This is a genomic window from Arthrobacter sp. TmtSoilC48, assembly GCF_059739425.1.
On record NZ_AP046049.1, the window covers coordinates 2,963,132 to 2,988,346 of the forward strand.

At 60.7% G+C, this 25,215-nt stretch carries 23 protein-coding genes and 1 pseudogene; 14 read left to right on the forward strand and 10 right to left on the reverse strand.

Going from position 1 to position 25,215, the window contains the following annotated elements; genetic code table 11:
* Positions 1–7 precede the first annotated feature (7 nt).
* From AC6I97_RS13900 to AC6I97_RS13935, 8 genes are all read right to left on the reverse strand, one after another.
* Complete coding sequence (locus AC6I97_RS13900) at positions 8–757, reverse strand: SDR family NAD(P)-dependent oxidoreductase (RefSeq protein ID WP_224090049.1); 750 nt, start codon at positions 755–757, stop codon at positions 8–10.
* Positions 754–1,890, reverse strand: a complete 1,137-nt coding sequence (locus AC6I97_RS13905; protein ID WP_497945178.1) for a Gfo/Idh/MocA family protein — start codon at positions 1,888–1,890, stop codon at positions 754–756. Before AC6I97_RS13905 ends, AC6I97_RS13900 begins: the two co-directional genes overlap by 4 nt.
* A gap of 135 nt (positions 1,891–2,025) precedes the next feature.
* The gene (locus AC6I97_RS13910) at positions 2,026–3,255 is read right to left on the reverse strand and encodes an MFS transporter (RefSeq protein WP_497945179.1); all 1,230 of its coding nucleotides are present in this window, start codon (positions 3,253–3,255) and stop codon (positions 2,026–2,028) included.
* A gap of 118 nt (positions 3,256–3,373) precedes the next feature.
* Complete coding sequence (locus AC6I97_RS13915) at positions 3,374–4,366, reverse strand: Gfo/Idh/MocA family protein (RefSeq protein WP_309926462.1); 993 nt, start codon at positions 4,364–4,366, stop codon at positions 3,374–3,376.
* Positions 4,366–5,265 carry a sugar phosphate isomerase/epimerase family protein gene (locus AC6I97_RS13920; RefSeq protein WP_224167399.1) on the reverse strand — a complete coding sequence of 300 codons (900 nt, stop codon included), beginning with the start codon at positions 5,263–5,265 and terminating at the stop codon, positions 4,366–4,368. The genes AC6I97_RS13915 and AC6I97_RS13920 overlap by 1 nt, the downstream gene beginning before the upstream one ends.
* Before the next feature lie 3 nt (positions 5,266–5,268).
* The gene (locus tag AC6I97_RS13925; protein WP_497945180.1) at positions 5,269–5,835 is read right to left on the reverse strand and encodes a VOC family protein; all 567 of its coding nucleotides are present in this window, start codon (positions 5,833–5,835) and stop codon (positions 5,269–5,271) included.
* Positions 5,832–6,827 (reverse strand): LacI family DNA-binding transcriptional regulator, encoded by a 996-nt coding sequence (locus AC6I97_RS13930; protein ID WP_309926465.1) that lies wholly within the window; start codon positions 6,825–6,827, stop codon positions 5,832–5,834. The genes AC6I97_RS13925 and AC6I97_RS13930 overlap by 4 nt, the downstream gene beginning before the upstream one ends.
* Positions 6,820–7,812 (reverse strand): Gfo/Idh/MocA family protein, encoded by a 993-nt coding sequence (locus tag AC6I97_RS13935; protein WP_497945181.1) that lies wholly within the window; start codon positions 7,810–7,812, stop codon positions 6,820–6,822. Before AC6I97_RS13935 ends, AC6I97_RS13930 begins: the two co-directional genes overlap by 8 nt.
* A gap of 135 nt (positions 7,813–7,947) precedes the next feature.
* Here AC6I97_RS13935 and AC6I97_RS13940 point away from each other — a divergent pair, with 135 nt between their 5' ends.
* The 14 genes from AC6I97_RS13940 to AC6I97_RS14005 all read left to right on the forward strand — a co-directional run bounded on the left by AC6I97_RS13940 (position 7,948) and on the right by AC6I97_RS14005 (position 20,970).
* Entirely contained in the window at positions 7,948–8,595 is a 648-nt protein-coding gene (locus AC6I97_RS13940; protein ID WP_224090041.1) for a bifunctional 4-hydroxy-2-oxoglutarate aldolase/2-dehydro-3-deoxy-phosphogluconate aldolase, read from the forward strand.
* On the forward strand, positions 8,595–9,137 hold the full coding sequence (locus AC6I97_RS13945) for a P-loop nucleotide/nucleoside kinase family protein (protein ID WP_497945182.1): 543 nt from the start codon (positions 8,595–8,597) through the stop codon (positions 9,135–9,137). Before AC6I97_RS13940 ends, AC6I97_RS13945 begins: the two co-directional genes overlap by 1 nt.
* Before the next feature lie 312 nt (positions 9,138–9,449).
* Positions 9,450–10,850, forward strand: coding sequence for an MFS transporter (locus AC6I97_RS13950; RefSeq protein WP_497945183.1), 1,401 nt, complete (start codon positions 9,450–9,452; stop codon positions 10,848–10,850).
* 197 nt (positions 10,851–11,047) lie between these two features.
* A complete protein-coding gene (locus AC6I97_RS13955; RefSeq protein ID WP_497947113.1) occupies positions 11,048–11,860 on the forward strand; it encodes a sugar phosphate isomerase/epimerase family protein in 813 nt (270 codons plus the stop codon).
* A gap of 159 nt (positions 11,861–12,019) precedes the next feature.
* On the forward strand, positions 12,020–12,811 hold the full coding sequence (locus tag AC6I97_RS13960) for an SDR family NAD(P)-dependent oxidoreductase (protein ID WP_224090039.1): 792 nt from the start codon (positions 12,020–12,022) through the stop codon (positions 12,809–12,811).
* Between the two features lie 739 nt (positions 12,812–13,550).
* Positions 13,551–13,979, forward strand: coding sequence for a winged helix-turn-helix transcriptional regulator (locus AC6I97_RS13965; RefSeq protein ID WP_224167393.1), 429 nt, complete (start codon positions 13,551–13,553; stop codon positions 13,977–13,979).
* 542 nt (positions 13,980–14,521) lie between these two features.
* Entirely contained in the window at positions 14,522–14,935 is a 414-nt protein-coding gene (locus tag AC6I97_RS13970) for a tautomerase family protein (protein ID WP_224090036.1), read from the forward strand.
* A 177-nt stretch (positions 14,936–15,112) separates the two neighbouring features.
* Positions 15,113–15,976: an alpha/beta fold hydrolase gene (locus AC6I97_RS13975; protein ID WP_497945184.1), complete on the forward strand. Its 864-nt coding sequence runs from the start codon at positions 15,113–15,115 to the stop codon at positions 15,974–15,976.
* 332 nt (positions 15,977–16,308) lie between these two features.
* Positions 16,309–17,100 (forward strand): SDR family NAD(P)-dependent oxidoreductase, encoded by a 792-nt coding sequence (locus AC6I97_RS13980; RefSeq protein ID WP_497945185.1) that lies wholly within the window; start codon positions 16,309–16,311, stop codon positions 17,098–17,100.
* An 86-nt stretch (positions 17,101–17,186) separates the two neighbouring features.
* Complete coding sequence (locus AC6I97_RS13985) at positions 17,187–18,584, forward strand: MFS transporter (protein ID WP_497945186.1); 1,398 nt, start codon at positions 17,187–17,189, stop codon at positions 18,582–18,584.
* 25 nt (positions 18,585–18,609) lie between these two features.
* A complete protein-coding gene (locus AC6I97_RS13990) occupies positions 18,610–19,374 on the forward strand; it encodes an SDR family NAD(P)-dependent oxidoreductase (RefSeq protein WP_497945187.1) in 765 nt (254 codons plus the stop codon).
* Positions 19,375–19,501: 127 nt separating this feature from the next.
* Complete coding sequence (locus AC6I97_RS13995) at positions 19,502–20,449, forward strand: alpha/beta hydrolase (RefSeq protein ID WP_497945188.1); 948 nt, start codon at positions 19,502–19,504, stop codon at positions 20,447–20,449.
* 21 nt (positions 20,450–20,470) lie between these two features.
* Positions 20,471–20,713: a hypothetical protein gene (locus AC6I97_RS14000; protein ID WP_497945189.1), complete on the forward strand. Its 243-nt coding sequence runs from the start codon at positions 20,471–20,473 to the stop codon at positions 20,711–20,713.
* A complete protein-coding gene (locus tag AC6I97_RS14005) occupies positions 20,713–20,970 on the forward strand; it encodes a CGNR zinc finger domain-containing protein (RefSeq protein WP_497945190.1) in 258 nt (85 codons plus the stop codon). The genes AC6I97_RS14000 and AC6I97_RS14005 overlap by 1 nt, the downstream gene beginning before the upstream one ends.
* Before the next feature lie 1,001 nt (positions 20,971–21,971).
* On the opposite strand, the gene AC6I97_RS14010 is transcribed toward AC6I97_RS14005, so the two are convergent.
* Both AC6I97_RS14010 and AC6I97_RS14015 read right to left on the reverse strand, forming a co-directional pair.
* Positions 21,972–23,159 carry an acetyl-CoA C-acyltransferase gene (locus tag AC6I97_RS14010; RefSeq protein WP_497947116.1) on the reverse strand — a complete coding sequence of 396 codons (1,188 nt, stop codon included), beginning with the start codon at positions 23,157–23,159 and terminating at the stop codon, positions 21,972–21,974.
* 288 nt (positions 23,160–23,447) lie between these two features.
* Positions 23,448–25,214: pseudogene (locus tag AC6I97_RS14015) on the reverse strand (3-hydroxyacyl-CoA dehydrogenase NAD-binding domain-containing protein); the annotation flags it as partial.
* Position 25,215: the final 1 nt, after the last annotated feature.

Here is a 25,215-nt window from a genome sequence, read left to right on the forward strand (position 1 = left end):
GTGCGGGTCAGGTTCCTATTCCCAGATGTGCTCCGCCTGCCACGTCGAGGGACACTCCAGTGATGTAGCGATTGTCGGGATCAGAAAGGAACAGGATGGCACGGGCAACTTCATCGGGTTCGGCAAAGCGGCGCATCGGTAGCTGCGCTGCCCGCTTGGCCCGGTTTGCTGCTGCGTCCGGGCCGGAGTCCCTGGCGAATTGAGCCCACATGGGCGTGTTCACCGGTCCTGGTGCAATGGCGTTCACTGAGATGCCGTTGGGTCCAAGCAATTCTGCGAAAGACCACATAATATGCAGGACCGCGAGCTTGCTCGCGTTGTAGGGCAGATAGTTGAGCCGTGCTTCTTTGGCCGCAACTGAGGACAGGACTACGATGGCGCCGGATGTGCCGGTCTCAAGCATCGATTTTGCGGTCTCCCGGACCATGGTGAAGGTCGCGGTGGTATTGATCCTCAGGATGGAGTCGAACTCTTCGGTGCTTGTTTCCATGATGTCCGGTGTGGGGCCGAGCACTCCCGCTGCGTGGACGAGGACATCAAGACGGCCATATTTGGCTTGTATGTCCTGGATAACCGTTGCGCACTGTTGTTCAGAGGTGATGTCGAGGGGATGGAATGCCTCCAGGGACTGGTCCTCTTTCGGGGAACGGTCTGCGCCGATGACGATGGCACCTGAGGCTGTGAGTGCGCTGACTGCAGCATCGCCGATTCCTCCGCTTGATCCGGTTACCAGGACCACCTGGTTTTTGAGGCTCATCGGTTCCCTCCGCTCTGGGCGCGGCTCATCCGCGGCGTTCCTGTGGTCGGGGTGTGAGGTGCTTGCGTCATGTTCATTTCCTTACTCGATATTGCTCGGTTCGGCCGGTCGCCATTGGTTCGCGTTTTGTCTATTTCGCGTTCTGCTGATGCTGCGTGATGAACCGCCCTGGCATCAGGGGCTGCCCCTGCACGGATTGCGTCGGCGATCTCTGTGGCACGGAGTGCCTGGGCGAATGAAACGGCCGGCGTTTCACCCGCACAGAACCTCAATGCCGCTTCCGCCTGGCGGAGGAAGAGGTCAGAGGGATCGAAGGTCTGCTCTTGTTGGCCGCCGTCCCGGTCCCACACGTGCAGGGAATCGTTTGACCACAACATCCGGCCGCCATTGGCAAGGACATCGACGGTCAGGCTCCAATCGCCCTGGTTGAGACCTTCGGGTTCTTGCCAAGGGGACCAGTAAGTCTGCAGAGTGAACACCACTCCAGAGGGGAATTCGAGCGTGGAGACGACGTGTTCCGGCACCGGAGATCCGTAAAGGCTGTTGCTGGCGCTGGTGGCCAGGACCTTCGGGTCACCCTTGAACCACGACGAAACCAGTTCTATGGCGTGAATGCCGTTCACTACCGCAACGCCACCCTCCTTGGGATCAGCACGCCATGAGTCAACGTTCTGCTTATGGGCAACCGAACGAACAGTAATGGCTATAACGTCGTTGTCGCTGACCCACTGCGATACGGCTGGAACGCCTGGATGCTGGTGGAGTGTGTATCCCACCATGAGCCGTTCATTGACTCCCGAAGCAGAGGCCATGAGTGCAGCACCTTCTGCATCTGCCGCCACCGGCTTTTCAGTCAGCACCCGGAATCCCCTGTTCAGCAGATCCGCACAGATGGCCGGTTGCAAGGTTGTTGGCAACGCGACGACGACCAGGTCAAGGTGATCAGGCAGCTCCAGGACGCTGGGCACCAAGTGCGCACCCAGCTCCTGTGCGAGCGCAAACCCCCGCTCGTCCTGCTCCACAAGGTGGGTGACATTTGCACCGGCTTTGGCGAATGCGCGGGCATGCCGGGATCCGGCCCAGCCGGCCGCTCCCACCACAGCGACGCACGGTGCCTGTGCCGCCGTCGTCATGATGCGGGTCCTGCGAAGATCAAGCCTGGGGTGAAAGTGTAAGTCATGAAATCTCTCCCTTGAGTCCATTCAAAATGTCGATGAGATCGGTTGTATTAATGGGCGACACCAACATTTGGTGTCGCAGTAAGGGTGTCAAGGGCCTTTATCAAGCATGCGTGGCTTGTTGACCATGATTGCCCCTGCCACAAGCACCACGAGCCAGGCACCGAGCATGCCAAATGAGGGCAGCCAGTCGTCCCCTGGACTGTGCAGGAGCGCGAAAAGAAAAGGGCCGATGCTTGCGAAGGCGTAGCCGGTCCCCTGGGCGAAGGCGGATAAACTTCCCGAGCCGGATTGCGTTCGTGTCCGCTTGTTGATCATGGTGAACGCAAAGGCATAAGCGCCTTGGCCCAGGCCCGCAATGACGACCCAGACCGCTGCAGAGGCTGGTGGGGCGAAGATTATGCCTGCATAACCGACGGCAAATGCGAGGACAAAGAGGATTGCCACAGGTAGCGGGCGTGGCATTCTTACGACAACCACAGGCGCAACCAGGGCGACCGGCAAAGCGAGGATCGAATAGAGCGCCAGCATGGATCCAGCAGCGTCCGGGCCCGTCCCTCTGTCAACGAGAACCGCCGGAAGCCAAGTCAGCGCCGCAAAGGTGTTGCTGGAGCAACCAGCAAAGATCATCGCTGTGCCCCAGCCGATTGATGATCTCCATGGTTTTATCGCGTTCGCAGGGGGCAACGGCCTATCATCGGCTGGTGAGGTCCGCGAACGGGCTAGGTTCCGTTTGGCCGCCGGAAGAATCAGCCAAGGGATCGCAGCAAGCGCACTGAAGGCAGCCCAAATACCTATGGAGAACCGCCAGCCATATAGATTGCCCAGAGGGATGGCGAATTGGGCGGCCATGGCCGTGCTGCCACCCAGGAGACTGATGTGAAGCGCTGCCAGAACCCCGATCCGATCGGGAAAATACTTCATCAGTAGAGGCGGAGCCACGACATTGACCAGGCCAATCCCAAGCATGGCGATGCAGGTGAACACCAAGAATGCCACGACGTTCCATCCAAGTGCACGGCCCACCTGACCTGATGTTGTCAACAGGATCGCGACCAAGAGCAGGTGTTCCATCTGGAATTGCCGCACGAGCGGCAGCGCAAAGAATCCCATCATTGCGAAGCCTGCGGTCGGCAGCATCCCGAGGATCCCCGTGGTTACCGCGTCGAACGGAAGGTCCGCACTTATTTGGCCAAGGAGCGGGGACACCGCCGAGACCGCTTCTCTCGCGCTGAAGGCAACCAGCAGGAGTCCAGCCAGCGCGGTGACACGCCCCCGAAGCGGCCGCTTCTCCGCTTCCTTGCCTTTCAGTGCACCCATGTTTCGTAGGCGAAGTAGAGCTATGTTCGCACCTCCCTATATCCGACAGTCGGCTCTGGCCACTGCGTCTAAAGCGCCCGCGCCAGACACCTGTGCAACTTTGGCAGAGGTGAACGGTTCAGCTTGCGTTTACCGCGTGGCTTGCCCATTCGCGGCCGGTCTGCTCCTCTGTCGGCAGGCCGGCGGCTGCAAGGATCTGATCGAGCAGACGTTGGGTGTGAACGGCTTCCCGGCCTGAGGTAAGCGGCTGGCCCCTGTCGGCGACCCGGTCCAGGAAGTGGTGAACGGCGGCCGAGAATCCGAGGGTGTCTGTCGCCGTAGCCCAGCCGTATGCTTCCGCGCTCAGTTCCCGTGACGTCGTGACGCCGTTGATGGTGGTGGAAACCGTTTCCGGTGCCCTGACTTCGACCGTCTTCCCGTCACCATAGGCGTCCAGTTTTTCGTTCCATGCCCCCGCTGTACGGGCCGCCATCAGGACGCCGGTATTCCCGGTGCTGAAGCGGATGGTCGCTGCAAGTCCGTCTTCTTCCCAAGGATCCTCACCCGCGGCATGGGCGGCCACGTGTTCCGGTTCGCCTCCGCAGTACCAGCGTAGGAGATCGACCATGTGGATGGCGTTCTCGAAAGTCGCGCGGTATTCGGACCCTGGGCGGTTCTTCTGGGCGACGCAGAAAGTAGCACCTTTGTCGCCAAAAACTTCGCGGCCGGCCGTGTATACGGGTGCATACCGGCGGTTGAAGTCAACCATCAATATCCGTCCCCGCTCGTCGGCCAGATCAGCCAGACGTTCCGCTTCATCAGTTGCCGGAGCCAAAGGCTTCTCGCAAAACACATCCACGTCGTGATTGAGGCAAAGCTGGACGGCATGGGCATGCTCGGAACGTGGGGTCAACACGAAAACTGCATCCAGCGCCTGCGCGGCCAGCATGTCCTCCACCGTTTTGTAGGCATCGTTGAAGCCCCACCGCCGGACCAGGCTGCTGGGATCCTCACGCCGGGAAACCAAGGCAGCCAGCTCAATGTCATCGCGTTGCACGAGGGTGGGTAGCTGGGCAATGGTGGCGATGTTGCCGGCGCCGATAACTCCGACGCGGAGGCGGTTGGTATTCATCAGGCGTTCCTTACTTTGGCCGAATCAGCGAGCATTGAGCGCAGGACAGCGACGGATTCCCGGAATCCATCCTCCGGCGCAGGGAGGTCTTGCGGGTGCCAACGGTATTCAAGCTCGATGCTCAGCACGTCGTCATAGCCGTGCTGAAGCAGCGCGACGAGGATCCGGGCCCACGGAACAACACCGCTTCCTACAACGCGGGAGCGGACTGCGCGCTCTGAGGCGTTGACCCTGGCCGTTTCAGTGGCGCGGAAGGCCGCATTGGGATCCGTGAAGACAAGGTCTTTCACGTGGACGTGACCGATCAGGTCACCTTGAACAGCGAAGGCTTCTTCGTAGTTTTCGTCGTGCGTGAAGGTGAGGTTCGCCTGATCGTAGAGCACGCGGACGGACGGCTGGGCAATTTCCCGGACCAGGGCCGCTGTGTCCGCTGCCGTCTGGGTCATGGTGCCGAAATGGTTCTCCACGCAGAGGCGGACGCCAGCCTGCTGGGCCACGGGGGCAAGGGTCTCCAGCGCCTTCCGCAGCTGTCCCCAGCGGGCCGCGTGATCGGTGTCTCCGGGGTGCCAGGAACCAGCGTAGACACGGACGCGGTCAGCGCCGAGCAATTGTGCGGTGTCAATGGCACCACGGAATTCGTCGACGGCATTGCGCCATTCGGCATCGTCGAGTGAGTTGATAGCGGTGGTGTAAGGCGTCAAACCGACGATTGGTACGCCTTCGCCTTCGGCTGCTTTCAGCGCCTCCATTGCCGAGCGCCGGTCGCCCAGGGGCAAACCGGACTTGTAGTCATCCTGGTAGATGACCTCGGCGGCATCGAGCCCTGCGGCCCGAAAGAGACCAAGTGCTTGGGGAACGGTGTGGTTCGGCGTACCTAGAGTGTGACCCGCTAGCCGCATTGTTTATGTCCTTTCTGAAGTGTTTGGAGCTGCCGTCCAGTCCGTAGGACCGACCAGCCGGGGCGGGGCTGCGACGCGGGATCTGTCCACGATTTCCATCAGCAGCCCCCAAGGGGTGACGAAGTAGGTCCAGCGGTTGCCAGCTACGCGTGGGCTGTCGCCAGCGACTTCCTTGCGCTCACCGAGCACCCTGACGCCAGGTGTTTCCTGCAGTACGGCGATGGCTTCGTCGACGTCATCCACGACGAAGCACAAGTGGTGCCCACCGGCGTCGCAATGACGCGGTGGCGTCTCACGCCGCTCAGCGCTGCTCCACTCGAAAAGCTCGATGTTCAGGTTCGGCGGCAAGCGCAGCATGGCAAGCGTGAGCTTGGCATCTGCCGGCACTTCGAAGTTGGTGGTCATGAATTCTTCATCGGGGCCGCGCTCGGAGCGGTACAGCTCCTCGGCGCCGAGGACTTCGACAAAGAAGCGAATGCCTTCATCAAGGTTCGGAACCGTCAGACCGACGTGGTCTGTGTGCCGTATTCCCGGCAGGCGCCGGAGCGTCTGTTCCTGCGCCCCGCTCATTTGCGCGGTCCAGCGGTGGAGCGACGGACCAGAAGCTCAGGCTCGAGGACTATATGCTCAACCGCCCCATCCACGTTTTGCTTCTCGGCCAGCTCGATGGCAATGTGCCCCATGTCGGCAATGGGCTGCCGGATGGTTGTCAGGGCAGGGTTAAACCGGGCACCAAGAGCAAGGCCATCGAATCCGATAACCGAGACGTCTTCCGGAACCTTCACACCGCTGCCGCCCAGTGCTGAGATCACGGCGAAGGCCACCATGTCGTTGGCTGCGATGATGGCCGTTGGCGGATTGTCCATCTCCAGGAAGTGCTCTGCACCGCGAGTGCCCGCATCAAGGTCTGAACCGCTGTCCAGCACGATGGGCGTGCTCCCGCTTTGGGCGGTGAGTTCAAGGTAGGCGTCCATCCGGTCTTGGGCAGTGTGTGTGCCGGCGATGCCGGATACGTATCCGATCGATGTATGCCCCAGGCCGTGCAGGTGGTCAAGTGCGAGCATGATCCCTTGACGGCTGTCGACCGTGACGGTTGGTACGGAGGAATCCCCTTCCACACGGTCGATTACCACCACTTTGTGGCCGAAGTCGAAGCGTTTCAGGGCCTCGGTATCGACCTTGGTCGAAGGTGCCACAATCCCGAAGGGGGCGTACATCGCCTGCATGGCGGTGAAGTATCCGTCGGTCTTGGCTGGGTCGCCGTTGGTGACGCAGAGCATGAGCTGGTAGCCGCGCTCGTCGGCTGCCTGTGTCATCGTCTTGGCAAGTTCCGCGAAGAACGGGTTGGTGATGTCGGGGACGATCAGCGGAATGATGTTGCTTGTCTTCCGTCGAAGCGCCTGGGCGAGTGGGCTCATCGTGTAACCGAGTCCTTCGGCGACCCGGAGGATATGCTCGCGTGTTTCGCTCTTCACCGCCTCTGGGCGAGAGAACGCCCGGGAGACGGTTGACCGATGGACACCGGCGGCTTTCGCGACGACGTCGATACTCAAGTCAGGCATGTTCTCTTCCTCCGTGCTGGTTGCCATAGGCCTGCCAAATGGGGCGCATGACATTTTCGAGCTGGGCCAGCGTCGGCAGGCCCCGGAATCCATCTTCCAGCGTCCGGGCGACGTTCCGCACAAACGGGTCGTAGAGCGGGTCGCTGTCGACATTGATTTCGTCGATTTCCGTAGTTCCGTCCAGTGCCGTGAAAGTAGCTGTGCCATCGGAATTAAGGGAGGCGAATCCGGCCTCGCCCACTGAGGTAAAGCTGCAATACCGCTTCAATGGCGAGCCAGGGAATGCGTAGCCAACTTCCACGATGGCTTCACGTCCCTCCGGCGTCGTGATGATGAGGCTGGCATGATCCTCAACAGCCTGGCCGTGGAGAACCGAAGAGAGCCGGGAATCCACGTCCGCTGCCGGCTCATCGCAACCTCGGAGGAACAGGTCAACAAAATGTGGACCCAGGTTCGCGAGGCAGCCTCCCCCGGCCTTGACCGGATCGAGCATCCAAGGATTGGAGTTCTCCAGATACCGGGATGGCGGCCCGGCAATGAATGAGGCTCGCTGATAACTGGGCCTACCCGCCTTGGCAAGCCATTTCTCTGTGGGTCCGCCGCGCTGAACCAAGGGCACAGTGGCTGGCACACCTGCTGCTTCGGCGGCCTGGCGCACGGTGGCAAGCTCCCCGAGGGAAGTGCCCACCGGCTTTTCCACGACGAACGGAATACCCCGCTCGATCAGGGCCATGCACTTTTCCGCCATCCCCTCGTGGGGACCAAAGACGTAAGCGAGTCCCACGTCGGGAAGATCAACCAGCTTTTGCCAATCGGCTTCAGCGTCTGTCTCCCAGCGAGCGGCCAGTTCCTTTACCTGCACACGAGAGACATCTTCGTCGCTTACTCCAACCACGTCGTGTTCTTCGGCGATAGCCTGCGCGCAGAGTGGAACGTGCCAATGGGAGGCGCCAAGAATAATTGTTCGTACATGAGTCAACCGCAATACCCCCTTGTATGAGATCGGTTGCTGAGATCGGTTGCAATAACAGTATGGATGGTGGGAGAGTTTGTCAACGAAACATCAATACGGTCGGGCCGCTCGTGAAGATGACGCCGCCCGGCCAGAGAGAGGCCAGCTATGAATAAGAAACTTCGCACTCTGCAAACCATCCATGAATCAGGAGCCGTCCTCATCGTGCGGCTGGAGAGCGCCGAACTTGCCGAGCAGGTCGCTGAAGCTGCCATCGAAGGAGGCTTCCGGGCCCTGGAAATTACTCTTTCCATTCCGGGGGCCGTTGAAGTGATACGCCACCTGGCCGCAAAACACGGACCCAGCGGCGTGGCGGTCGGGGCGGGGACAGTGCTTGATGAGCACTCCGCATACGAGTGCATCCGGGCGGGCGCCGAGTTCCTGGTCAGCCCCCAACTGAACCCTGCCATGATCAGGACAGCAAACCGGTACCAAGTGCCAACAATCAGCGGAGCCTACACGCCAACCGAACTCGTCGAGTCCGCCGAGGCAGGTGCCGACATCCTCAAGCTCTTCCCCACCGAGGCTGGCGGAGTCGCCTACGCGAAAGCAGTGCTGGCACCGCTGGCGCACCTGCCGATCATGCCGGCTGGGGGCGTAACCCTGGACAATGTGGGCGAGTGGTTTGCCGCGGGTGTGGCAGGCGTCGGCGTGGGGAGCTATGTGACCAAGGCATGGCAGCCGGACGGCGACTTTACCCGCGTCAGCGAGGCAGCCCGGGCTTTCCTCGCAGCTGTAGCAGAGGCCCGCCGTTAATGTCCCCCCAGGTTTTCATTGTCATAGGACCGGCTGGCTCGGGGAAAACGACCATTGCCCAGCAAACGGCAAAGGACCATGAGGCCGCGTACCTGGACAAGGACCGGGTCAGCGGGCGATTTGTCGAATTCGCCCTGGCCGCGACCGGACACGATCCCACCGACCGGGAGTCCAACGACTACTACCGGGACAATTTGCTGCCACTTGAATACGAGACACTCATGGATGTGGCGGGAGTGAACCTGCGCCTAGGCAGGTCCGTAGTCCTCGACGCCCCTTTTGGGGCCTATTTTGGGGACCCTGACTATTTGACCCGCACGGCAGACAGCTTCCACTGGCCAACGTCCACGATCACCGTAGTCCGGGTACGGGTGCCTAAAGACGTTCTGCGTACTCGGCTTATCCGCCGCGGACTGGAACGAGACCAGTGGAAACTTGCCCACTGGGATGAATATTGGTCCTTATATGGCCGCTTGGAGTGCGCCTGGTCCGGCGTGGAATACCTGGACTTCAATAACGAGGCGCCCCTTCCCGTCGATTGAGCCCTGCTCCTAAACGACCGCATGTTGGATCCGAGCAAAGCTATGGCAAAACACATTGACAATGATCACATAGCATCCGTATCGTTGACTGCAACCGATCTCAGCAACCGATCTCATTGGAGATTCCGGATGTTGCATATGCTTCTTTCCGCTTCAAAACCCAGCAGCGCCCACCGCGCTGCCCGGCTGCCCGGCGTTGGAATTCCATCGAACGGGCCAACAAAATCTACAGCCGGCTGAAACCCGCACACCGACGTGTCCGGGAACCCGCAATATACCCACAGCACTAAACGTGAAAACATGGAGAGTTCAATGAAGACCTCAAAGGAAGCCGTTGACAGTTCCGGCACTTCGGAGCGACCCGAAGCGTCTGAACATCCTCGTCGCACACTGAACATGGTGGCCGGTACGATCGGCCATTTCGTTGAGTGGTACGACTGGTACATTTATGGACTGCTGGCGGCCGTGTTCTCGTCACAGATTTTCCCCAGCGATTCCCCCTTCGCCTCCCTCATCGCAGCACTGCTCACCTACGCGGTCGGGTTCGTGGTACGCCCGCTCAGCGGAATCATCGTCTCGCCACTGGCCGATCGTTTCGGCCGGCGGGTCATTCTTACACTGTCTATCTCCGGAATGGCCCTCGGCTCGCTCATCATTGGCCTCACTCCTTCTTTTGCAACCATCGGTTACGCAGCGCCTGTACTCTTCCTGGTTGCACGCATCCTCCAGGGAATCTCGGCCGGCAGCGAGGGACAGAGCGCCATCGCATTCATGGTTGAACACGCTCCCGCGCGCCGGAGGGGCCTGTTCGGTTCGTTCACCAACATGGCAAGCGGTCTGGCGACCCTCGCGGCAACAGGGGCCGCTGCAATGGTCACATCATCCTTTACACCGGCAGACCTTGCGGCGTGGGGCTGGCGCATCCCCTTCGTCATTGGAGGCATCCTCGGCATCGTAGGCCTCATCCTGCGGTCCCGCGCGGAAGAAACCCCTGAATTTGAAGCAGGGAGCCTTGTCGATCAAAAGTCCGCAGCTGCGCGCCTGATGGACCTGCTTCGCGAACACCCCAAGGCGCTGCTGCAGGCAGCAGCGCTCTCTGCTCCGGCCGTGGCCTACTACACCTGGGCCACGTTCCTCCCCACCTACGCCAAGCTGACCTCCGGCCGGGACCTCGCTTCCACACTGGCCGGCAGTGTTATTGGGCTGGCCTTGCTGGTTATCATCGTGCCGGCATGCGGCGCGCTTTCCGACCGTCTCGGCCGACGCAAGATCTTTCCGATCATCGGCGCCATCGGCATGATCGTCCTCTTCTACCCCTTGCTCCTGCTCCTGAACCAGCCGGGCTTCGGCGTTTACGTCCTCGTATCGGCGTCCGGATGGGTTGTTCTCGGTATCTGGCAGTCGGTCTATCCGACCATTCAGGCCGAGCTGTTCCCCGCCTCCGTCCGCGTATCGGGCATCGGCTTCGCACACCAGATCGTGATTGCCGTCTTCGGGGGTACCGCTCCGCTGATTGCGGCCGCATTCGTCGGCGCCGGGCAGCCAATGCTTGTCGCGGTCTACATGATCGTCGTCGTCGCTATCTGCCTCGCGGTCTACTTCACGCTGCCGGAGACCGGAAACCGCGGTGACCGCGCCACCGTGGCGCTTGCCGACCCTGAGGTACTCGAAGGCGAACACCTGGTCTCAAGCACGTCCTCGCGTACCAGCTAGGGCAGGCCTGGCCGTTAGGCGCGCCTGTCCTTTGAAGGCCGGCACAGCCCGACGAGGCATCAGCGGGTGACCCCGATTTACCGGGCCGCCGGCTCGCGCAGCAAATTGCCGGGTGGGATCGAAATTTACAGTACGTGCTATCTAAAAGTTCGTTCCACGTTGGCTCAGAACTGAGAGGAACTCTCCAAGTGAACCAAATGATTATCAATACGTTTTCCTACCTGTGGTCATCCTCGGCAATTGATGCGATTGCCGAGTTGGTTGAAAACGGGCACAAAACCTTTGAAGTCCCAATTAGCTCTCCACATTGCTGGCCGGAGGAAATCTCCGGCCCCGAGCGGTCCGCGATCTACAGCCGGCTCAATGGCTACGGCGCCGATATCAGGTCGCTGAATGCCGGTGGATACGACATCAATCTGGCCAGTCCCGGGGCAAATATGCGCCGGAAGAGTATCGAGCATATCAAGTCAGTGATTGAGCTGGCCGAAGCTTGGAAGGTCCCGGAGGTGGTGATCTCCCCCGGGACGCGACGCCCTATGATTTCGCCCTCTCTTGAAAAGACTTACGGGTGGATGTACGAGAGCCTGGAAAGCCTGATTCCGCTGGCCAAACAGGCGGGCACGCGACTCCTCTTCGAAAACACTCCGTATTGCTTCACCCCCACGATCCAGGACCTGGCAGGCGTCGTTAAGACAATCAACGACGACGCCGTCAAGATCGTCTATGACGTCGCCAACGCCGCCTACATAGGTGAAGACCCCGTACAAAGCTTGCTCTCCCATCACGAGCTAATTGGGTTGGTACATATTTCCGATACGGGTACTGACACATGGGGTCATGATCCGATCGGCACGGGAGTGATTGACTGGTATGGACTGGGCAAGGCGGTCAGCGAAACGTGCGGCGTCAACAACGTAGTTCTCGAGATTATTCGCGAAGAAAACCCCGAACAAGAATTCAAGAAGGCGATGCAGGACCTCAAGGATCGGGGCTGGGAACTGGCCAATTAACCCGGATTTGGCGATCGGGACGCCTGCGGGCCCGTAGGTCGAATTAGAAATTCTAAATAGTTCACATTGCGAATCAGGTGGCCGGTAAAATTGGGCAGCTCTTGATTCTCAAGCAATAGAAGTATTTCTCAAGTGAACCGATGATAAGGACGACGTTTAATGAGAGCTTTGGTCAGTGGTGGAAGCAGCGGCATAGGAGCATCTGCCTGCCTAAGAATCGCAGAGGCGGCTCTTGCCCGCGGCGTACACCCCATGATCGCAGTGGCAGGACACGAATCGAACGGCAACCAAGACCAGGTGGTGCGTTCGATCCAGTCAATGGGCGGTACCGCGATAGCACTGGCGGGCAACCTCGGCGATCCGGATGTACCAAGTCAATTGGTGGAAGCTGCGGTAGCGGAGTTTGGTGGGTTGGACGCCCTGGTAGCGAATGCCGGGATCGCAAATCCTGGTGCTATCTGTGACGTGACAATCGAGGACTGGGACGAAATGTTCTCCGTCAACCTTCGCGGACCGTGGCTTCTTGCCAAAGCAAGCCACCCGCATTTGAAGCAGAGCCGCGGATCCGCCTGCTTTACCTCTTCAATGTCTGGCCAGATACCACACGCAGGATCAGGTGCTTATAGCCCCAGTAAGGCCGCGTTGACGATGCTGGCCCAAACTCTCGCGTTGGAATGGGCGCCTGAAGGAATTCGCGTCAATGTGGTCTCCCCCGGAATGACTCACACACGGATGACCGAAAAAATGTACGCCGATCCCCAAATCAAGAAGGCCAGGGAAAACATCATCCCCTTGGCACGAATTGGAGATCCCATGGACATTGCCAACGTGATCGAGTTTCTCGTAAGCCCTCTGGCGGGCTACGTCACCGGGCAAGACATTTGTGTCGACGGTGGCTTCACCAAATCTATTCTTAGCCATATCCCTGGACGACCAAGCTCCAAATCCTGAAGCCTGCACTGCACCTGCAACCCGGAGCAAAGGGCCAGCCCCGCCACCGTCACGTGCTTTGAAAGCACCGTTACGTTGGCGGGGCCCGACTCACCTGGGCCGCAGCACATCGCTCAACTGTCCATGACAACTACACGAGGAGGCGCCGTGTACATGGCAAAGAACATTTTGGATGGCACGGAATGGACCGCCCCGGAGTTCGCGGTTCTTCTCCCGGAACAACAAAAAGCAGCCCGACAGGAACTGGCATGTCTGTCTTGTGGCGGCCCCGCCGTATTTCGAGCGGGAGCGAAGCGGCGGCCATCGTTCGCCGCCCATCATCAGTATGGCTGCCAGTTGGTTTCGCCAACGTGGAGTGCTTTCAAATACTTGGCAGGCCAGGGATACGCGCTGGACCAAAAGGCCGGAATCTCAATCGGGTGACCCGTCGAAATATGAAGCATGAGGGGCTCGTTCGTGATGAACGGAGTACGGATCATCGTCATGGCTGACAAGTCATGACGCCTACTCCCCCACCCCTGCGGCAGGGCCCCTCTATAGTGCGCCACGCTCCTACGCAATAACGGGACTGTCCCTCGGTACTTGGGTTCCTTCAAGCCAGGCACTCCTGTCTGGGACCCATCGTGCGGCTGACTCTCACTCCGAACTGAATTTCGGGCCTTCGGGTATGATAACTATCAACTCAGGAGTTACATCGGTAGATCAGTTATTGAGTCAACCCCAGAAAGGCGGTGTGACAATGCGCAGCCGAAGCAGCTTTGACGGCATGAAATGCAACGTCGCCCATGCTCTCGAAGCCATCGGTGACGAATGGAGCGTGCTGATCATCCGGGACGCCGTTGTCTGGGGCAAGAGCCGCTACGACGAATTCCTGGAGAGTCTCTCCATCTCGCCCACGGTTTTGTCCAAGAGGCTGGCCACTCTGGTGGACGCGGGCATTTTCGAGCGCTCTCTGTACAACGAAAGGCCTCCCCGGTTCGAGTACAAGCTGACGTCCGCTGGCAAGGAACTCGAGGTGCTGATAAAGGTTTTGGATAACTGGGGATACGAACACGCCCGCACGCCCGATGCCGCTGACCCCATTATGGTCTCAGGCTATGCCCAGAACGTCATATCCCGCTGGTTCAGCGAGCCCGTAACCGTCGGGTCAGGCGCCTCCAGCCGTTAGCCGGCGCATCGGCGAAGTTCACGGCGGTCTGGTCTGCACCATGCCGGAGCCGGGGCGTCGGCACCAACTCAGGCAGCCGTCGGCGCCAGTCGTTTGCTGGCCGGCGCCAGCAGAACGGTCCAACACACGACCAACTCAACGACCCGCGCCATAAAACGGTGCGAGAGCGGGCCGGGCCCGCACGGGTCGCACCTCCATTGCCAAGGATGTCCACGACCAGCCCCAACCGGACCTTTTTCAACGAGGCAACCTATGCCCCGCCGAGGACCTTTTCCATGAGTCAACGTGAGGGGTTGACAGGCGCACTGTGACGGAATAATGTAGCTGCCATCACCACTTACTACTGAAAACGTAGCAACCCCCCGAGTAACTATCGAAAATGGAGTAAGTGCGATCCGGAGGCCATCGCGTTCGCTACATTCCCCTTCGCGACTCGGCCGCGGTTGGCCTTCAGGCCATGTTCCCGGCGATTGTTGATTCGATTCGCTGGAAGTTCCACTTCGAACGCTGTTCAAGCCCAGCAACTACAAAGGAAAAGTTTTATGCCCATATTTCACGCGTATATTCCAGCTCAAAAATTCTCAAGCGAGGAGAAGCGTGCTCTTGCCGATGCCTTGAATCTTGCGCTTCATGAAGCGATGGAAACGCCCATGGATGATCGTTTTGTCGTCATCAGCGAGCATGGCGTGGATGAGCTCTTCATCCACCCAACATTCCCGGCCCAAAAAAGGTCCGACCGGCGCTTGATCGTGACCGTAACCTTCGGTGACAGCAGGACTATCGAGCAGAAGCGCAGGCTCGCCGAGCTGGTCACCCGCTACGCAGTGGAACGCGTGGGCGTCGACCAGGACGATGTAACTCTGCTTATGCATGCCATTCCGCTGGAGAACATGAGCTTCGGCGGCGGCAATCTGGTTTCCGACATCGACCTTTCGATGCCCTGGGTGGAAAGGTAGGAAAGTTCGCGGATGGGATGCTGAATCCAATCGTTGACAGCCACGCTGCCACGGAATAATGTTGCACGCATCACCATCGACTACTGAAAACGTAGTGACTTCCGAAGTAACTACCGAGAATGTAGTCATTGCGGCTGTCGGGCATTGCCCCTGCATTCCCAATCTGAAAGGAAAGGCATGTCCTCTCTGTACCTTGCTACCCCTGTGCGCTCTGTCGACGTTGACGGCACTGGGCTGGCATACCGCGAATTCGGAGACCAATCCGGCGTTCCGCTGGTTTTGTTCAGCCGGTTCCGCGGAAGCATCGACGACTGGGATCCCACTGTCATCGAACTGCTCTCCCAGGATCGCCGCGTGGTCACCTTCGACAACGCCGGCGTGGGCTTCAGCGACGGTGAGGTTGGGGCCAACATTACCGAGATGGCCAAGACTGCCATCGAGTTCATCAAATCCCTTGGTGTTGAGAAGGCGGACCTGCTTGGCTTCTCGATGGGCGGGTACATCGCCCAGCGCATCGCCCTGACCGAGCCGGAGCTGGTCCGGAACATCATCCTCGTAGGTACGGGTCCTGGTGGCGGCGAAGGAGCCACCTACCCCGGGCCGGAGGTTGAACACTGGGTGAATGCAGTACGAGACCCGGAACTCACCTTCCAGGCATTGTGGTTCAACGGTAAAGGGACCGGCAGAGCCGCAACCCGCGCCTACATGGACCGCATTTACACTCCCGAGCGTCCCGGGCGCGCCAATGTAACTGCCGAGGCCGGCGCAAAACAGCGCGCCGCCATCGTTGACTGGTGGGAAGGCAACGGCTCCACCTTGCCGGAGCTGGCGAACATCCAGCACCCGGTCCTGGTCGTCAATGGTTCCAATGACGTCATGGTGCCCACCCCGAACTCCTTCCTAATGGCCCAGCGCATTCCCAACGCCCAGTTGATCATCTACCCCGACTCCGGACACGCCTCACTCTTCCAGTACCCGGAAACCTTCAGCGAACATGTCCTGAAGTTTCTCAGGGACCAGGACAACGGCGGCATGAAGTGATCCATTCCCCCTTCGAATGTCGGGGAAGAGTTTTGGTCACCGGACCCGACGCCGGGTAAGGGACTGGCCATTGCCAAGGGCTTTGATGCCTGGGCCGGCCCAGCAGAAAGGTCCCCGTCGGACGCATTGGCGAATGCAACGAGGTCATCGGGGCCGCCCTGGCACGTCATCCGAAACCCCTTTCTATCATTTCTCCTCTAATTAGACAGGACTGGAATTCAATGGAGACTTCCACAACACCTACGACATCCAGTGGCAATGGATACTCAGCCATCGCGAGCGGCCATCACGCCGCTCTATTCCCTCAACGACAACAGGAACTCTCCGAGCCCATGCCCTCAATGCACCAGGTGGCCACTGCGCCCGGAAGCCCCTTTGAACTCCGCGGCAAGCGCGCCGTGATCACGGGGGCAACTTCCGGCATGGGACTTGCTGTCGCTCGAGCCTTTGCACTGCACGGGGCAGACACCATCATCTCGAGCTTCGACGCGGACGATGTTAGTAGCACAGTCGAGATGCTGGCCAGCGACGGTATCGAGGTTTCGGGCACAACATGCGACCTCTCGAGTTCGGATAACGTGCGCTCGTTCCCAGCGGCCGTCACCGACGAATTCGGGCCCATCGACATCCTGATTGCGCATGCCACGCCATTTGCGCCGATGGGCCCGATCGAACAGACTACCCGCGAGGAACTCGACCGCCTCTTCAGCGGGGTCCTCAACAACTTCGAGCTGATGCGTGGCTTCCTGCCGATGATGTCGAAGAACGGTGGCGGGTCCATAGTCGCAACTTCAAGCATTGCCTCAGTTCGCGCCAGCATTTCGCTCGGCGCGTACGGCGCAGGCAAGGCAGCCACGGACGCCTTCGTTCGAAGCATCGCGGCGGAATGGGGCAGCCGCGGCATCCGAATCAACAGCATTGCTCCCTCGATCGTGCGCACACCATTCGCCGCTCCCGTCTGGGACGACGACCAACGCGGCGACGCAGCCGCGCGCAAGACGGCCCTCGGGCGCATCGCAGAACCGGAAGAGGTGGTGGGTGCTGTCCTGCTGTTCGCCTCGCCGGCCGGCTCCTACATCACCGGTCAAACACTCGTGATCGACGGCGGTCGTTCGATTCTCTAAGAGATCCGCAGTGCATGTCACCTACGAATTAGACGTTCCCTCACACTCATCTACCGGGTCAATGCTGATCCCAAGAAAGGCCGATCGTGGCTACTTCTGACAAAACCTCGCCGATCGTGGCGACCACTGATACGACCTCCGCGAAAACGAACATCCAGGGTTTCCTCGACTCGCAACCCGTAGGAAGAAGACGCTGGTCCATCGTGGTCCTTGCGTTCCTGGTGATCACCCTCGACGGCATCGATGTCCAGGCGTGGAGTTTCGTCTTTCCGCAGATCGTGGCCAAATGGGGGACGCCCCTTGCCGCGATTACCGCAGTGGTTACTCTCGGTGTAGTGGGTATGGCCGTTGGCGCCATACTCGGTGGCCCCCTCGCCGACCGCTTCGGACGACGGACAATCATCTTGGTGGGGACCGCGTGGTTCACAGTCTTCACGCTTCTCGGTGCCGCCTCGCAAACTGTTGAGATGGTTGGCGCCACCCGCTTGTTGGCGTGTCTTGGCCTCGGCGCCGTCCTGCCTACAATCGTCACTCTCGTAGCCGAGTTTGTGCCGGCGGCGCGACGTTCCACTCTCATTACCATCGCCTTCTCCGGATTCACTTTCGGTGTGATCTTGTGCGGCTACTTGGCAGCAGCAATCGTTCCGACCCTCGGATGGCAGGCGCTCCTGGTCACTGCAGGCATACTCTCGCTCGCGATCATCCCCTTGCTCGCGTGGAAAATCCCGGAGTCGGTTACCTTCCTGGCGCTCAAGGAACGCTCCCCCGAGATGGTCAAGCACACTCTCCAGGCAATTTCGCCATCGGCTGACGTTGAGAACATCAACCTCGGCATCGATCGCGCCGAGCCTGTACGGGAGGGCGGCGTCCGAGTCGTGCTGTCCAAGCAGTTCCTGGCCTCAAGCATCCTGCTATGGGTCTGCTACTTTATTGGGCTTTCGGTCACGTACCTCCTCGTCAACTACTTGCCCCTCATCATCAATGCCTACGGGCTGACCGCTGCAGATGCCGGCGTGATCGTCGCAATGTACGGCTGGGGCGGCACGGTGGGCTCGCTGCTCGTCGGTTTCGCCATGGGCAAGCTCGGCAGTTTCCGAGTGCTCGGAGTCATGTTTTGCCTCGGTTCCCTCTCAATCTGGGCTGTCGCGGCGTTCACACTCGGATTCTCCGGCCTCTTGGTGGCCGCCTTCGCCTGGGGACTGTTTCTCCCCGCAACGAACACGGGCGTCAACGCGCTTGCCGCGCTTGTCTACCCAACAAGGGCCCGTGGTACGGGAGTCTCGTGGATGCACGGATTCGGTCGCGTCGGCACCATTGTCAGCGGCATTGTCGGCGGCGTCATGCTCTCCCTCGGCTGGAGCACCGGGCAGATCTTCTTTGCAATCGGCTTCCCGCTCCTCATAGGAACGATCGCAATGATCCTGCTCGGGGTCGCGTCACGTCGCCGGGAGGCGCGCGCGCTGGCCGACAACACCCTCAACTAAATCCCGCCGACAAGGAAGCTACACCATGAACGAGACAACCGATCGCTTCCGCCTTGACGGCGACGTCGTCGTCGTCACAGGCGGCGGGAGCGGCATTGGAAAAACCTTGGCCGCGGCATACGCCGATGTGGGCGCGACCGTCATCATCACCGATGCCAACGAGGAGGCCGCCGAATTGGCCGCCGCGGAAGTTGGTCATGGCGCAACTGCGGTCGCTATCGATGTCACTAACGAGGCATCCGTAACCGACGGTTTCGCGCGGATCGCCGACGAGCACGGCAAACTCGACGTGCTCTTCAACAACGCCGGCGTCAACCGGCGTGTGAAGACCACTGAGCTCAGCATGGCGGACTGGCAGTTGGTGATCGCGGTGAACATGACTGGATCGATGCTTGCCGCCCGGGCCGCGGCCGCAATTATGTTCACTGGCGGAGGTGGCAGGATCGTCAATACTGCCTCGGCACTGGGGCTGTCCGGCGGGTGGTACCCGAACCTGGCTTACCAGGCCACCAAGGGTGCTGTCGTCAACATGACGCGATCGCTGGCAGTTGAATGGGGGCCGCAGAACATCCGCGTCAATGCTGTTGCACCGTCCCTGGTACGCACACCGTTCATCAAAGCAATAACGGATCAACCGGGTCAGGTGAAGTTCTTCGAGGGGCTCTCTCCGCTCGGGCGCATCGGTGACGTGGAGGACCTGATCGGGCCGGTGATTTTCCTGTCATCGCGTTCCTCCGATTTTGTAACCGGACACATCCTGCTCGTCGACGGCGGCCTAATGGCCTCCTAGTGCTGATGGTCTTGCGCGAGGAGACCTATTCCCTGACCATCGGCGGTCGAACGATACATGTAGAGCACCGGCACGACGGGTCCCCCCCGATTTAGTAACTGCACTGACAATGACAAAGGAGTCAGCCATGTCCAATGATCAGCACCAAACGCCGCGATCGCAAACCCAGGGCAAATTCACGATCGAACGGGTCAGCTTCCGTGCCGACGGCGACGTTGAGCTTCGGGGCAACCTCTACATCCCCACGACAGGTGATGGCCCACACCCGGCACTGACGCTTTCCATGGGGTACGGAGGAGTCAAGGAACAGGGCGCACTCCCCTATGCCGAAGCCTTCGCCAGCGCCGGCTTCGTCGTGCTCTTCCACGACCACCGCGGCTTCGGAGAAAGTGATGGAACACCGCGCCAGGACATCAACCCCTGGCAGCAAATCGAAGACTGGCGCAGGGCCATCACCTACCTTGAGTCCCGCCCGGAAGTAGATCCGGACCGGATCGGGCTATGGGGCTCGAGCTACTCGGGAGGCCACGCACTCGTCCTGGGCGCTACCGAACCCCGGTTGAAGGCGATCGTCTCGCAAGTGCCCACCATCAGCGGCTACCAGCAAGGACTCCGGCGGGTCAGCCCCGAAAAACTGGCAGCACTGCAGGCCTCGTTCGCGGCCGATGACCGCGCACAACTCGCCGGTGAGGAACCGCACCGTATCGCCCTGGTCTCTGACGGGTCCGTCCCTGCCAGCTACACCGATCCGGAAGCCGTATCGTTCTACCTGCAACCCATCCCCGACGGGCTCTGGGAGAACAACGTCACCATACGCTCAACACGGGCGGCGCGGGCCTACGAACCCGGGATCTTCATCGGACGCATCTCACCGACGCCTCTGCTGATGATCGTCGGGGACAGCGACACGGTGACACCAACGGATCTGGCACTGGAGGCCTACCAGCGCGCCCTCGAACCCAAAGAGCTGCTGCTCTTCCCCGGGGGACACTTTGACGCCTACCTCAGCGAATTCGAAGCCACCTCCGGTGCAGCCCTGCAATGGTTCACCAAGCACCTCATGCCGGAACAGTAGTGTAGGGAGAAACATCTGACCATGACTGACGGATCCGGACGCTACATGGCTTGGCCCGCTACCACCCGCTACGGGCTCTCTGTCGCGCCCGGAACCCTCGGTCTCGTTCAGGACTTCCTCAACACCATCACAGAGGGAACCATAGCTCCCCCCGACCTACTCGCCACCCTGGACACCGCCCAGGAATGGGCCGACACAGTGACCGAGCAATGGATATCCATCGACGAACTGGGTTGGGCGAAAACCCTGCCTATCGTCCCGTGATGGCAGTCTCCACCGGAGGTATCGATCTCCGGCCAGACGGGGAGGGCTGGCAGTACTTCGAGATGGCGCTGCTTCTCATCTGCCACCAAAGTCAACTCGAAGGCGTCCTACGCCGCATGAAGTCATGCAAGAGCGAGACGTGCGACGTCGTCTTCTTCGACCGCTCCAAAAACAACAGCGGCGCCTGGCACGACGTCAAGGTCTGCGGAAACCGGGCCAACGTCCGGGCCCACCGGGAACGCTCAGCAGCGGTCTAAAGCCCCCATCAGGCGAGCCTTGGTTTCCCCTGCATCCGGTGCACCCAGTTCTTCTGGAGCGCACCGCTCTTACGGCTGAATCCCAACACGTCCCTGCCAGCCCCTGTGGCCCTTTGATCGGGTCAGGGGCACACACGAACACCTGCATTCGATCCTGCCCAGGCGCCGGGTCACCCTGCTGTGGGCCGTTGGAGGATTGCGCGGCCCTCAGTCAGGACGAATTGCTCAATCGGTGCGCTGAACTCCCTTTCCGTGACAGTCCAAGCTGTGTAGCCTTGCGATTTTTCGAAGAGAACGCGAGGTTCCACACCATCGCCAAGCATCCATAGCATGTCAGCCTTTGGTGTTACTGCCTCTACTTTTCCAATCCGGCTATACCGGCTCCCTCTCCGTACACAAATGGTGCGCCCGGCCAGATGAGTCCAGTCATCAATACGTCGACCCGTCATATCAGCGACTCCATGGTTGGTAGGGCTATCTTGATGAAGCCAGTGAGTTCCTGGCCGCTCGAAGTGGTGCAACATCAGATTTCGAACCACCATCCAATCCACGCTGCCGAGCCGAGGAGAGGACCCTCTGGCATGATCTCTTCGTGCACAGATGCGGACGGGAGCGGAAGATTCTCCAGCCCGCGTTCGGTATACATAGCTGGTTGAGGATGCTGGTCGGGCAATACAACGCTCGTACAGAGCTCAGCGGGGGCAGTACCGTGATGGCACAATTTTCCGTGCAGATTATTTGACATGGGCGGATCCACTTGGCTTTGCGCGCCATAAAACTGCCTGAGTGATTTGGCCATTGGCATCAGCATCGTAGGGGCCGAGCAACTGTATCTCGGGCGGGATGTGTTCAGTGCATGTCAGTGGGAGTCTTATGACCGTTGGAGTGCTCCCTGTCGGATGATTGATTAGCCGCCGGGACTTCATGGCGGTTCCCTTCTTTCCTGTTGGTGGTGTTGTTCAGCTGTGCAGTCGTGAAAATTGAGCAGGGCAAACCCTTATTCAGCGGCTGAGGAGCAGGGCTTCCCCCTGGCCGCCGCCGCCGCATAAGCCGACAGCTGCCTTGCCGGTGCCGCGCCGTAGGAGTTCGTAGGCGGCGCTGACCACCAGCCGTGCACCGGAAGCGCCGATAGGGTGGCCTAGGGCGATCGCTCCGCCGTTGATGTTGATCCTCTCCATCCCGACGCCAAGCTGTGCGGCAGAATGGAGCGCTACCGAGGCAAAGGCCTCGTTGATCTCCACGAAATCCAGTTCAGCCGCGTTCCAGCCCTCCTTTGCCAGTGCTTTGCCGATTGCACGGGCTGGTTTGTCCGGCAGTGACGTGTCGGGGCCGGCTGTCTGCCCGGGGGCACCGAGTACGGCCAGGACCTCAAGTCCATGGTCATTCGCGTAGCGGCGGGTAGTAAGGACGACGGCGGCCGCACCGTCGTTGAGCGGTGAGGCATTACCGGCCGTGATTGTGCCGTTGGGTGAGAAGGCAGGCCGGAGCCGACCCAGCAGTTCTTCGCTGCTGTTCGGGCGTACGCCCTCGTCCATGGTTGCCAGTTCGGTCTGTCCGCCCCGATGGGGCACCTTAACAGGGACGATCTCGGCGTCGAAGAGCCCGGCCGCCTGTGCGGCAGCAGCCCGGCGGTGGGAATCGGCCGCAGTCCTGTCCTGTTCCCCGCGGGCAATCCCGATAGCCTCATTTATGCGGTCCGTCGCCAGGCCCATGGCCTCGTGGTCAAAGGCATCGGTAAGTCCGTCATGAGCCGCCGAGTCGACTAAGGCGGCGTTTCCATAAAGATGTCCGGCGCGCGAGCCTGCCAGAAGGTGTGGGGCGTTGCTCATCGACTCCTGTCCGCCTGCCACCACTACATCGGCTTCTCCCAACCGCAGCAGGCGGCTCGCCTCGATAATGGCACTCAGGCCGGAGAGGCACACCTTATTGACGGTGGAGGCGTGGGCGCCAAGCGGAATCCCCCCGGCGACGGCCGCCTGGCGGGCAGGATTTTGTCCCGCCCCGGCCTGGAGGACGTGACCCATGATGACGGCGTCCACCACATCGGGGTGGATTCCAGCCCTGTCCAGGGCCGCCGAGATTGCTTGGCCGCCGAGCTCAGTGGCGGACAGTGATGCAAGCTGTCCCATAAGCCTGCCTTGCGGGGTGCGTGCTGCCCCTACGATCACAACATCTGACGTCTTCTTCATATCTTCTCCTTGGGAAACGCGCAGGCCGGGGTGGAAAGTGGTGCCAACTTTCCGGTCCAGCAGCGGCGTCAGCCCTCCTGCATGGAAGGGATAGTTGGCGCCGAGGATCATGCACAAATCGATCTGCTCCGGTCCGGCCACCACGCCCTCGTCGAGCATGGCTGTGACTTCCTGGGCCAGCGCGGACAGAATCCTGTATTGGACGGCGACGGGATCGACGGACCTCGGCACAGGCAGGAGGTCGACGGCGGCAGGTGAAATCCCGCCTTCGTCGTCCAAATAGCCGGCGCTCCCGGAGGCGACGAGCGCAGCCAGGCTGGTGCTTACTGGGAAGCGCGCCGGATAGGCCGCATGCATGGCCTTGCAGATGTGCAACTGCACGGCCGGGCCGATGTATTGCAGCAGTTGCAGTGGAGTCATGGGCAGGCCCAGCGGTTCCAATGCACCGTCCACGGTGGCGGGATCGGCGCCGTCGTCAATCATCGAGAGCATCTCGCTGAACAGGCGGGTCAGCACACGGTTCACCACGAAGCCGGCCGTATCCGTGACCAGCACGGCGGCTTTGCGTAGACGCCGGGCAAGCTCAAACGCCGTCGAAAGCGAGGAATCGTCTGTGCGAGGTGAGGTGATGATCTCCACCAGCGGCAGCACGGCTACGGGGTTGAAAAAGTGGAAACCGACCAGCCGTTCAGGATGCGCGAGGCCGTGACCCATAGCTTCAATCGACAATGAGGAGGTGTTGGTCAACAGCAGAGTGTCCGGCCGCAGCATCGGTTCGAGCTCAGCGAGCACTGCCCGTTTCACCTCGAGTTCTTCAAAAACTGCTTCAATGACGACGTCGCAGTCGGCAAAAGCGGCCTTGTCCGTGCCCCCCGTGATCAGGTCGCGGACGGCATCCGCATCCCTTTCGTGAAGGATCCCCCGGTCCACCAGTTTGCCCAGGTCCGCGCCGATCCGGCCCAAAGCTGAGTCGATGCGCTCCTGGGACAGATCGGTGATGTGTACTGGGACGCGCAACTGCTGGGCGAAGACGAGGGCGAGCTGACTGGCCATGAGTCCGGCACCGATGACGCCAACCGCGCGCACGGACAGCGGCTCGGCGTCCGGCCTGCCCGTGGGCCTCTTGGCCATGGACTTCGTGAGGTGAAAGGCGTAAATGCTTGCTCGCGCCTCATCGGAAAGCAGTAGCTCTCCAAAGGCCCGGATCGTTGCTGCCGTCTGAGCAGCGGCGCCGGCGGTGACATCGGTCGCTGCGATCAGGTCCAAGGCGCGGTAAGGAGCAGGCGCAGCACCATGGAGGCGGGCGTCGAGTTGAGTCAGGACCGCCTCCAGCGCTGTGGAATAAGCGAACCCGGCGGGCTGCCCTTCCTCTTCGGCTGGGCCCGGGCGGCTCGGGGCTCCAGCAGTGCCGGCGAGGATCCCGGCGGCAAAATCCAATGACGCTACCAGGAATCCCTCCTCCGGCAACACCGTATCGACCAAGGCAAGCCCAGCCGCGGCTTTGGCTGACAGGTTCTTGCCAGCGAGCGAATCCGTGACCACCAGCCGGGCCGTCCGGGCGGGTCCGAGTAGCGCTGCTGTTCGCGGTATGCCGCCCCAAGCTGGAACCAGCCCGAGCCGGACCTCGGGAAAGCCAAGGGCCTGAACCGAGTCTGCGACAGTACGGTAGTCGGCGTGGAGGGCCAGTTCGAGCCCGCCGCCCAGCGCGATTCCGTTGACGAACGCGAAAGTTGGCACGGGAAGCGCCGCCAGCCTGCCCAGCGCATCGAGGCCCTGGCGCGCCACGTTCTCTGCCTGCTCCAGGGTGGTGGCCTCTGTCATCGACTTCAGATCGGCGCCGGCACAAAATACCGCGCCCTTACCTGTAACGGCGACCGCGTCAACTCCATCCAGTCTTAGTGAAAGCACAGCGGCCTTGAACCGGGCCAGGGATGCCGGGCCCAGTGTCACGGGCCGGTTGCCCGTGTTAGCCAAGGTTAGGACCGCGAAGCGGAAACCGGCGTGGTCCATATAGGTCGTGACGATCTCGGTGACGGTTTCCGTGGGCTGAGTCATG

Excerpts from the sequence above, each read along its gene's own strand:
- AC6I97_RS13965 (WP_224167393.1), top strand. The coding sequence starts at position 13,551 with ATGCGCAGCCGAAGCAGCTTTGACGGCATGAAATGCAACGTCGCCCAT.
- AC6I97_RS13975 (WP_497945184.1), top strand. The coding sequence starts at position 15,113 with ATGTCCTCTCTGTACCTTGCTACCCCTGTGCGCTCTGTCGACGTTGAC.
- AC6I97_RS13910 (WP_497945179.1), bottom strand. The coding sequence starts at position 3,255 with ATGGGTGCACTGAAAGGCAAGGAAGCGGAGAAGCGGCCGCTTCGGGGG.
- AC6I97_RS13960 (WP_224090039.1), top strand. The coding sequence starts at position 12,020 with ATGAGAGCTTTGGTCAGTGGTGGAAGCAGCGGCATAGGAGCATCTGCC.
- AC6I97_RS13920 (WP_224167399.1), bottom strand. The coding sequence starts at position 5,265 with ATGCGGCTAGCGGGTCACACTCTAGGTACGCCGAACCACACCGTTCCC.
- AC6I97_RS13900 (WP_224090049.1), bottom strand. The coding sequence starts at position 757 with ATGAGCCTCAAAAACCAGGTGGTCCTGGTAACCGGATCAAGCGGAGGA.
- AC6I97_RS13905 (WP_497945178.1), bottom strand. The coding sequence starts at position 1,890 with ATGACGACGGCGGCACAGGCACCGTGCGTCGCTGTGGTGGGAGCGGCC.
- AC6I97_RS13980 (WP_497945185.1), top strand. The coding sequence starts at position 16,309 with ATGCCCTCAATGCACCAGGTGGCCACTGCGCCCGGAAGCCCCTTTGAA.
- AC6I97_RS13945 (WP_497945182.1), top strand. The coding sequence starts at position 8,595 with ATGTCCCCCCAGGTTTTCATTGTCATAGGACCGGCTGGCTCGGGGAAA.
- AC6I97_RS13940 (WP_224090041.1), top strand. The coding sequence starts at position 7,948 with ATGAATAAGAAACTTCGCACTCTGCAAACCATCCATGAATCAGGAGCC.
- AC6I97_RS13930 (WP_309926465.1), bottom strand. The coding sequence starts at position 6,827 with ATGCCTGACTTGAGTATCGACGTCGTCGCGAAAGCCGCCGGTGTCCAT.
- AC6I97_RS14010 (WP_497947116.1), bottom strand. The coding sequence starts at position 23,159 with ATGAAGAAGACGTCAGATGTTGTGATCGTAGGGGCAGCACGCACCCCG.
- AC6I97_RS14005 (WP_497945190.1), top strand. The coding sequence starts at position 20,713 with ATGGCAGTCTCCACCGGAGGTATCGATCTCCGGCCAGACGGGGAGGGC.
- AC6I97_RS13955 (WP_497947113.1), top strand. The coding sequence starts at position 11,048 with ATGATTATCAATACGTTTTCCTACCTGTGGTCATCCTCGGCAATTGAT.
- AC6I97_RS13915 (WP_309926462.1), bottom strand. The coding sequence starts at position 4,366 with ATGAATACCAACCGCCTCCGCGTCGGAGTTATCGGCGCCGGCAACATC.
- AC6I97_RS13925 (WP_497945180.1), bottom strand. The coding sequence starts at position 5,835 with ATGAGCGGGGCGCAGGAACAGACGCTCCGGCGCCTGCCGGGAATACGG.
- AC6I97_RS13970 (WP_224090036.1), top strand. The coding sequence starts at position 14,522 with ATGCCCATATTTCACGCGTATATTCCAGCTCAAAAATTCTCAAGCGAG.
- AC6I97_RS13995 (WP_497945188.1), top strand. The coding sequence starts at position 19,502 with ATGTCCAATGATCAGCACCAAACGCCGCGATCGCAAACCCAGGGCAAA.
- AC6I97_RS13950 (WP_497945183.1), top strand. The coding sequence starts at position 9,450 with ATGAAGACCTCAAAGGAAGCCGTTGACAGTTCCGGCACTTCGGAGCGA.
- AC6I97_RS13990 (WP_497945187.1), top strand. The coding sequence starts at position 18,610 with ATGAACGAGACAACCGATCGCTTCCGCCTTGACGGCGACGTCGTCGTC.
- AC6I97_RS14000 (WP_497945189.1), top strand. The coding sequence starts at position 20,471 with ATGACTGACGGATCCGGACGCTACATGGCTTGGCCCGCTACCACCCGC.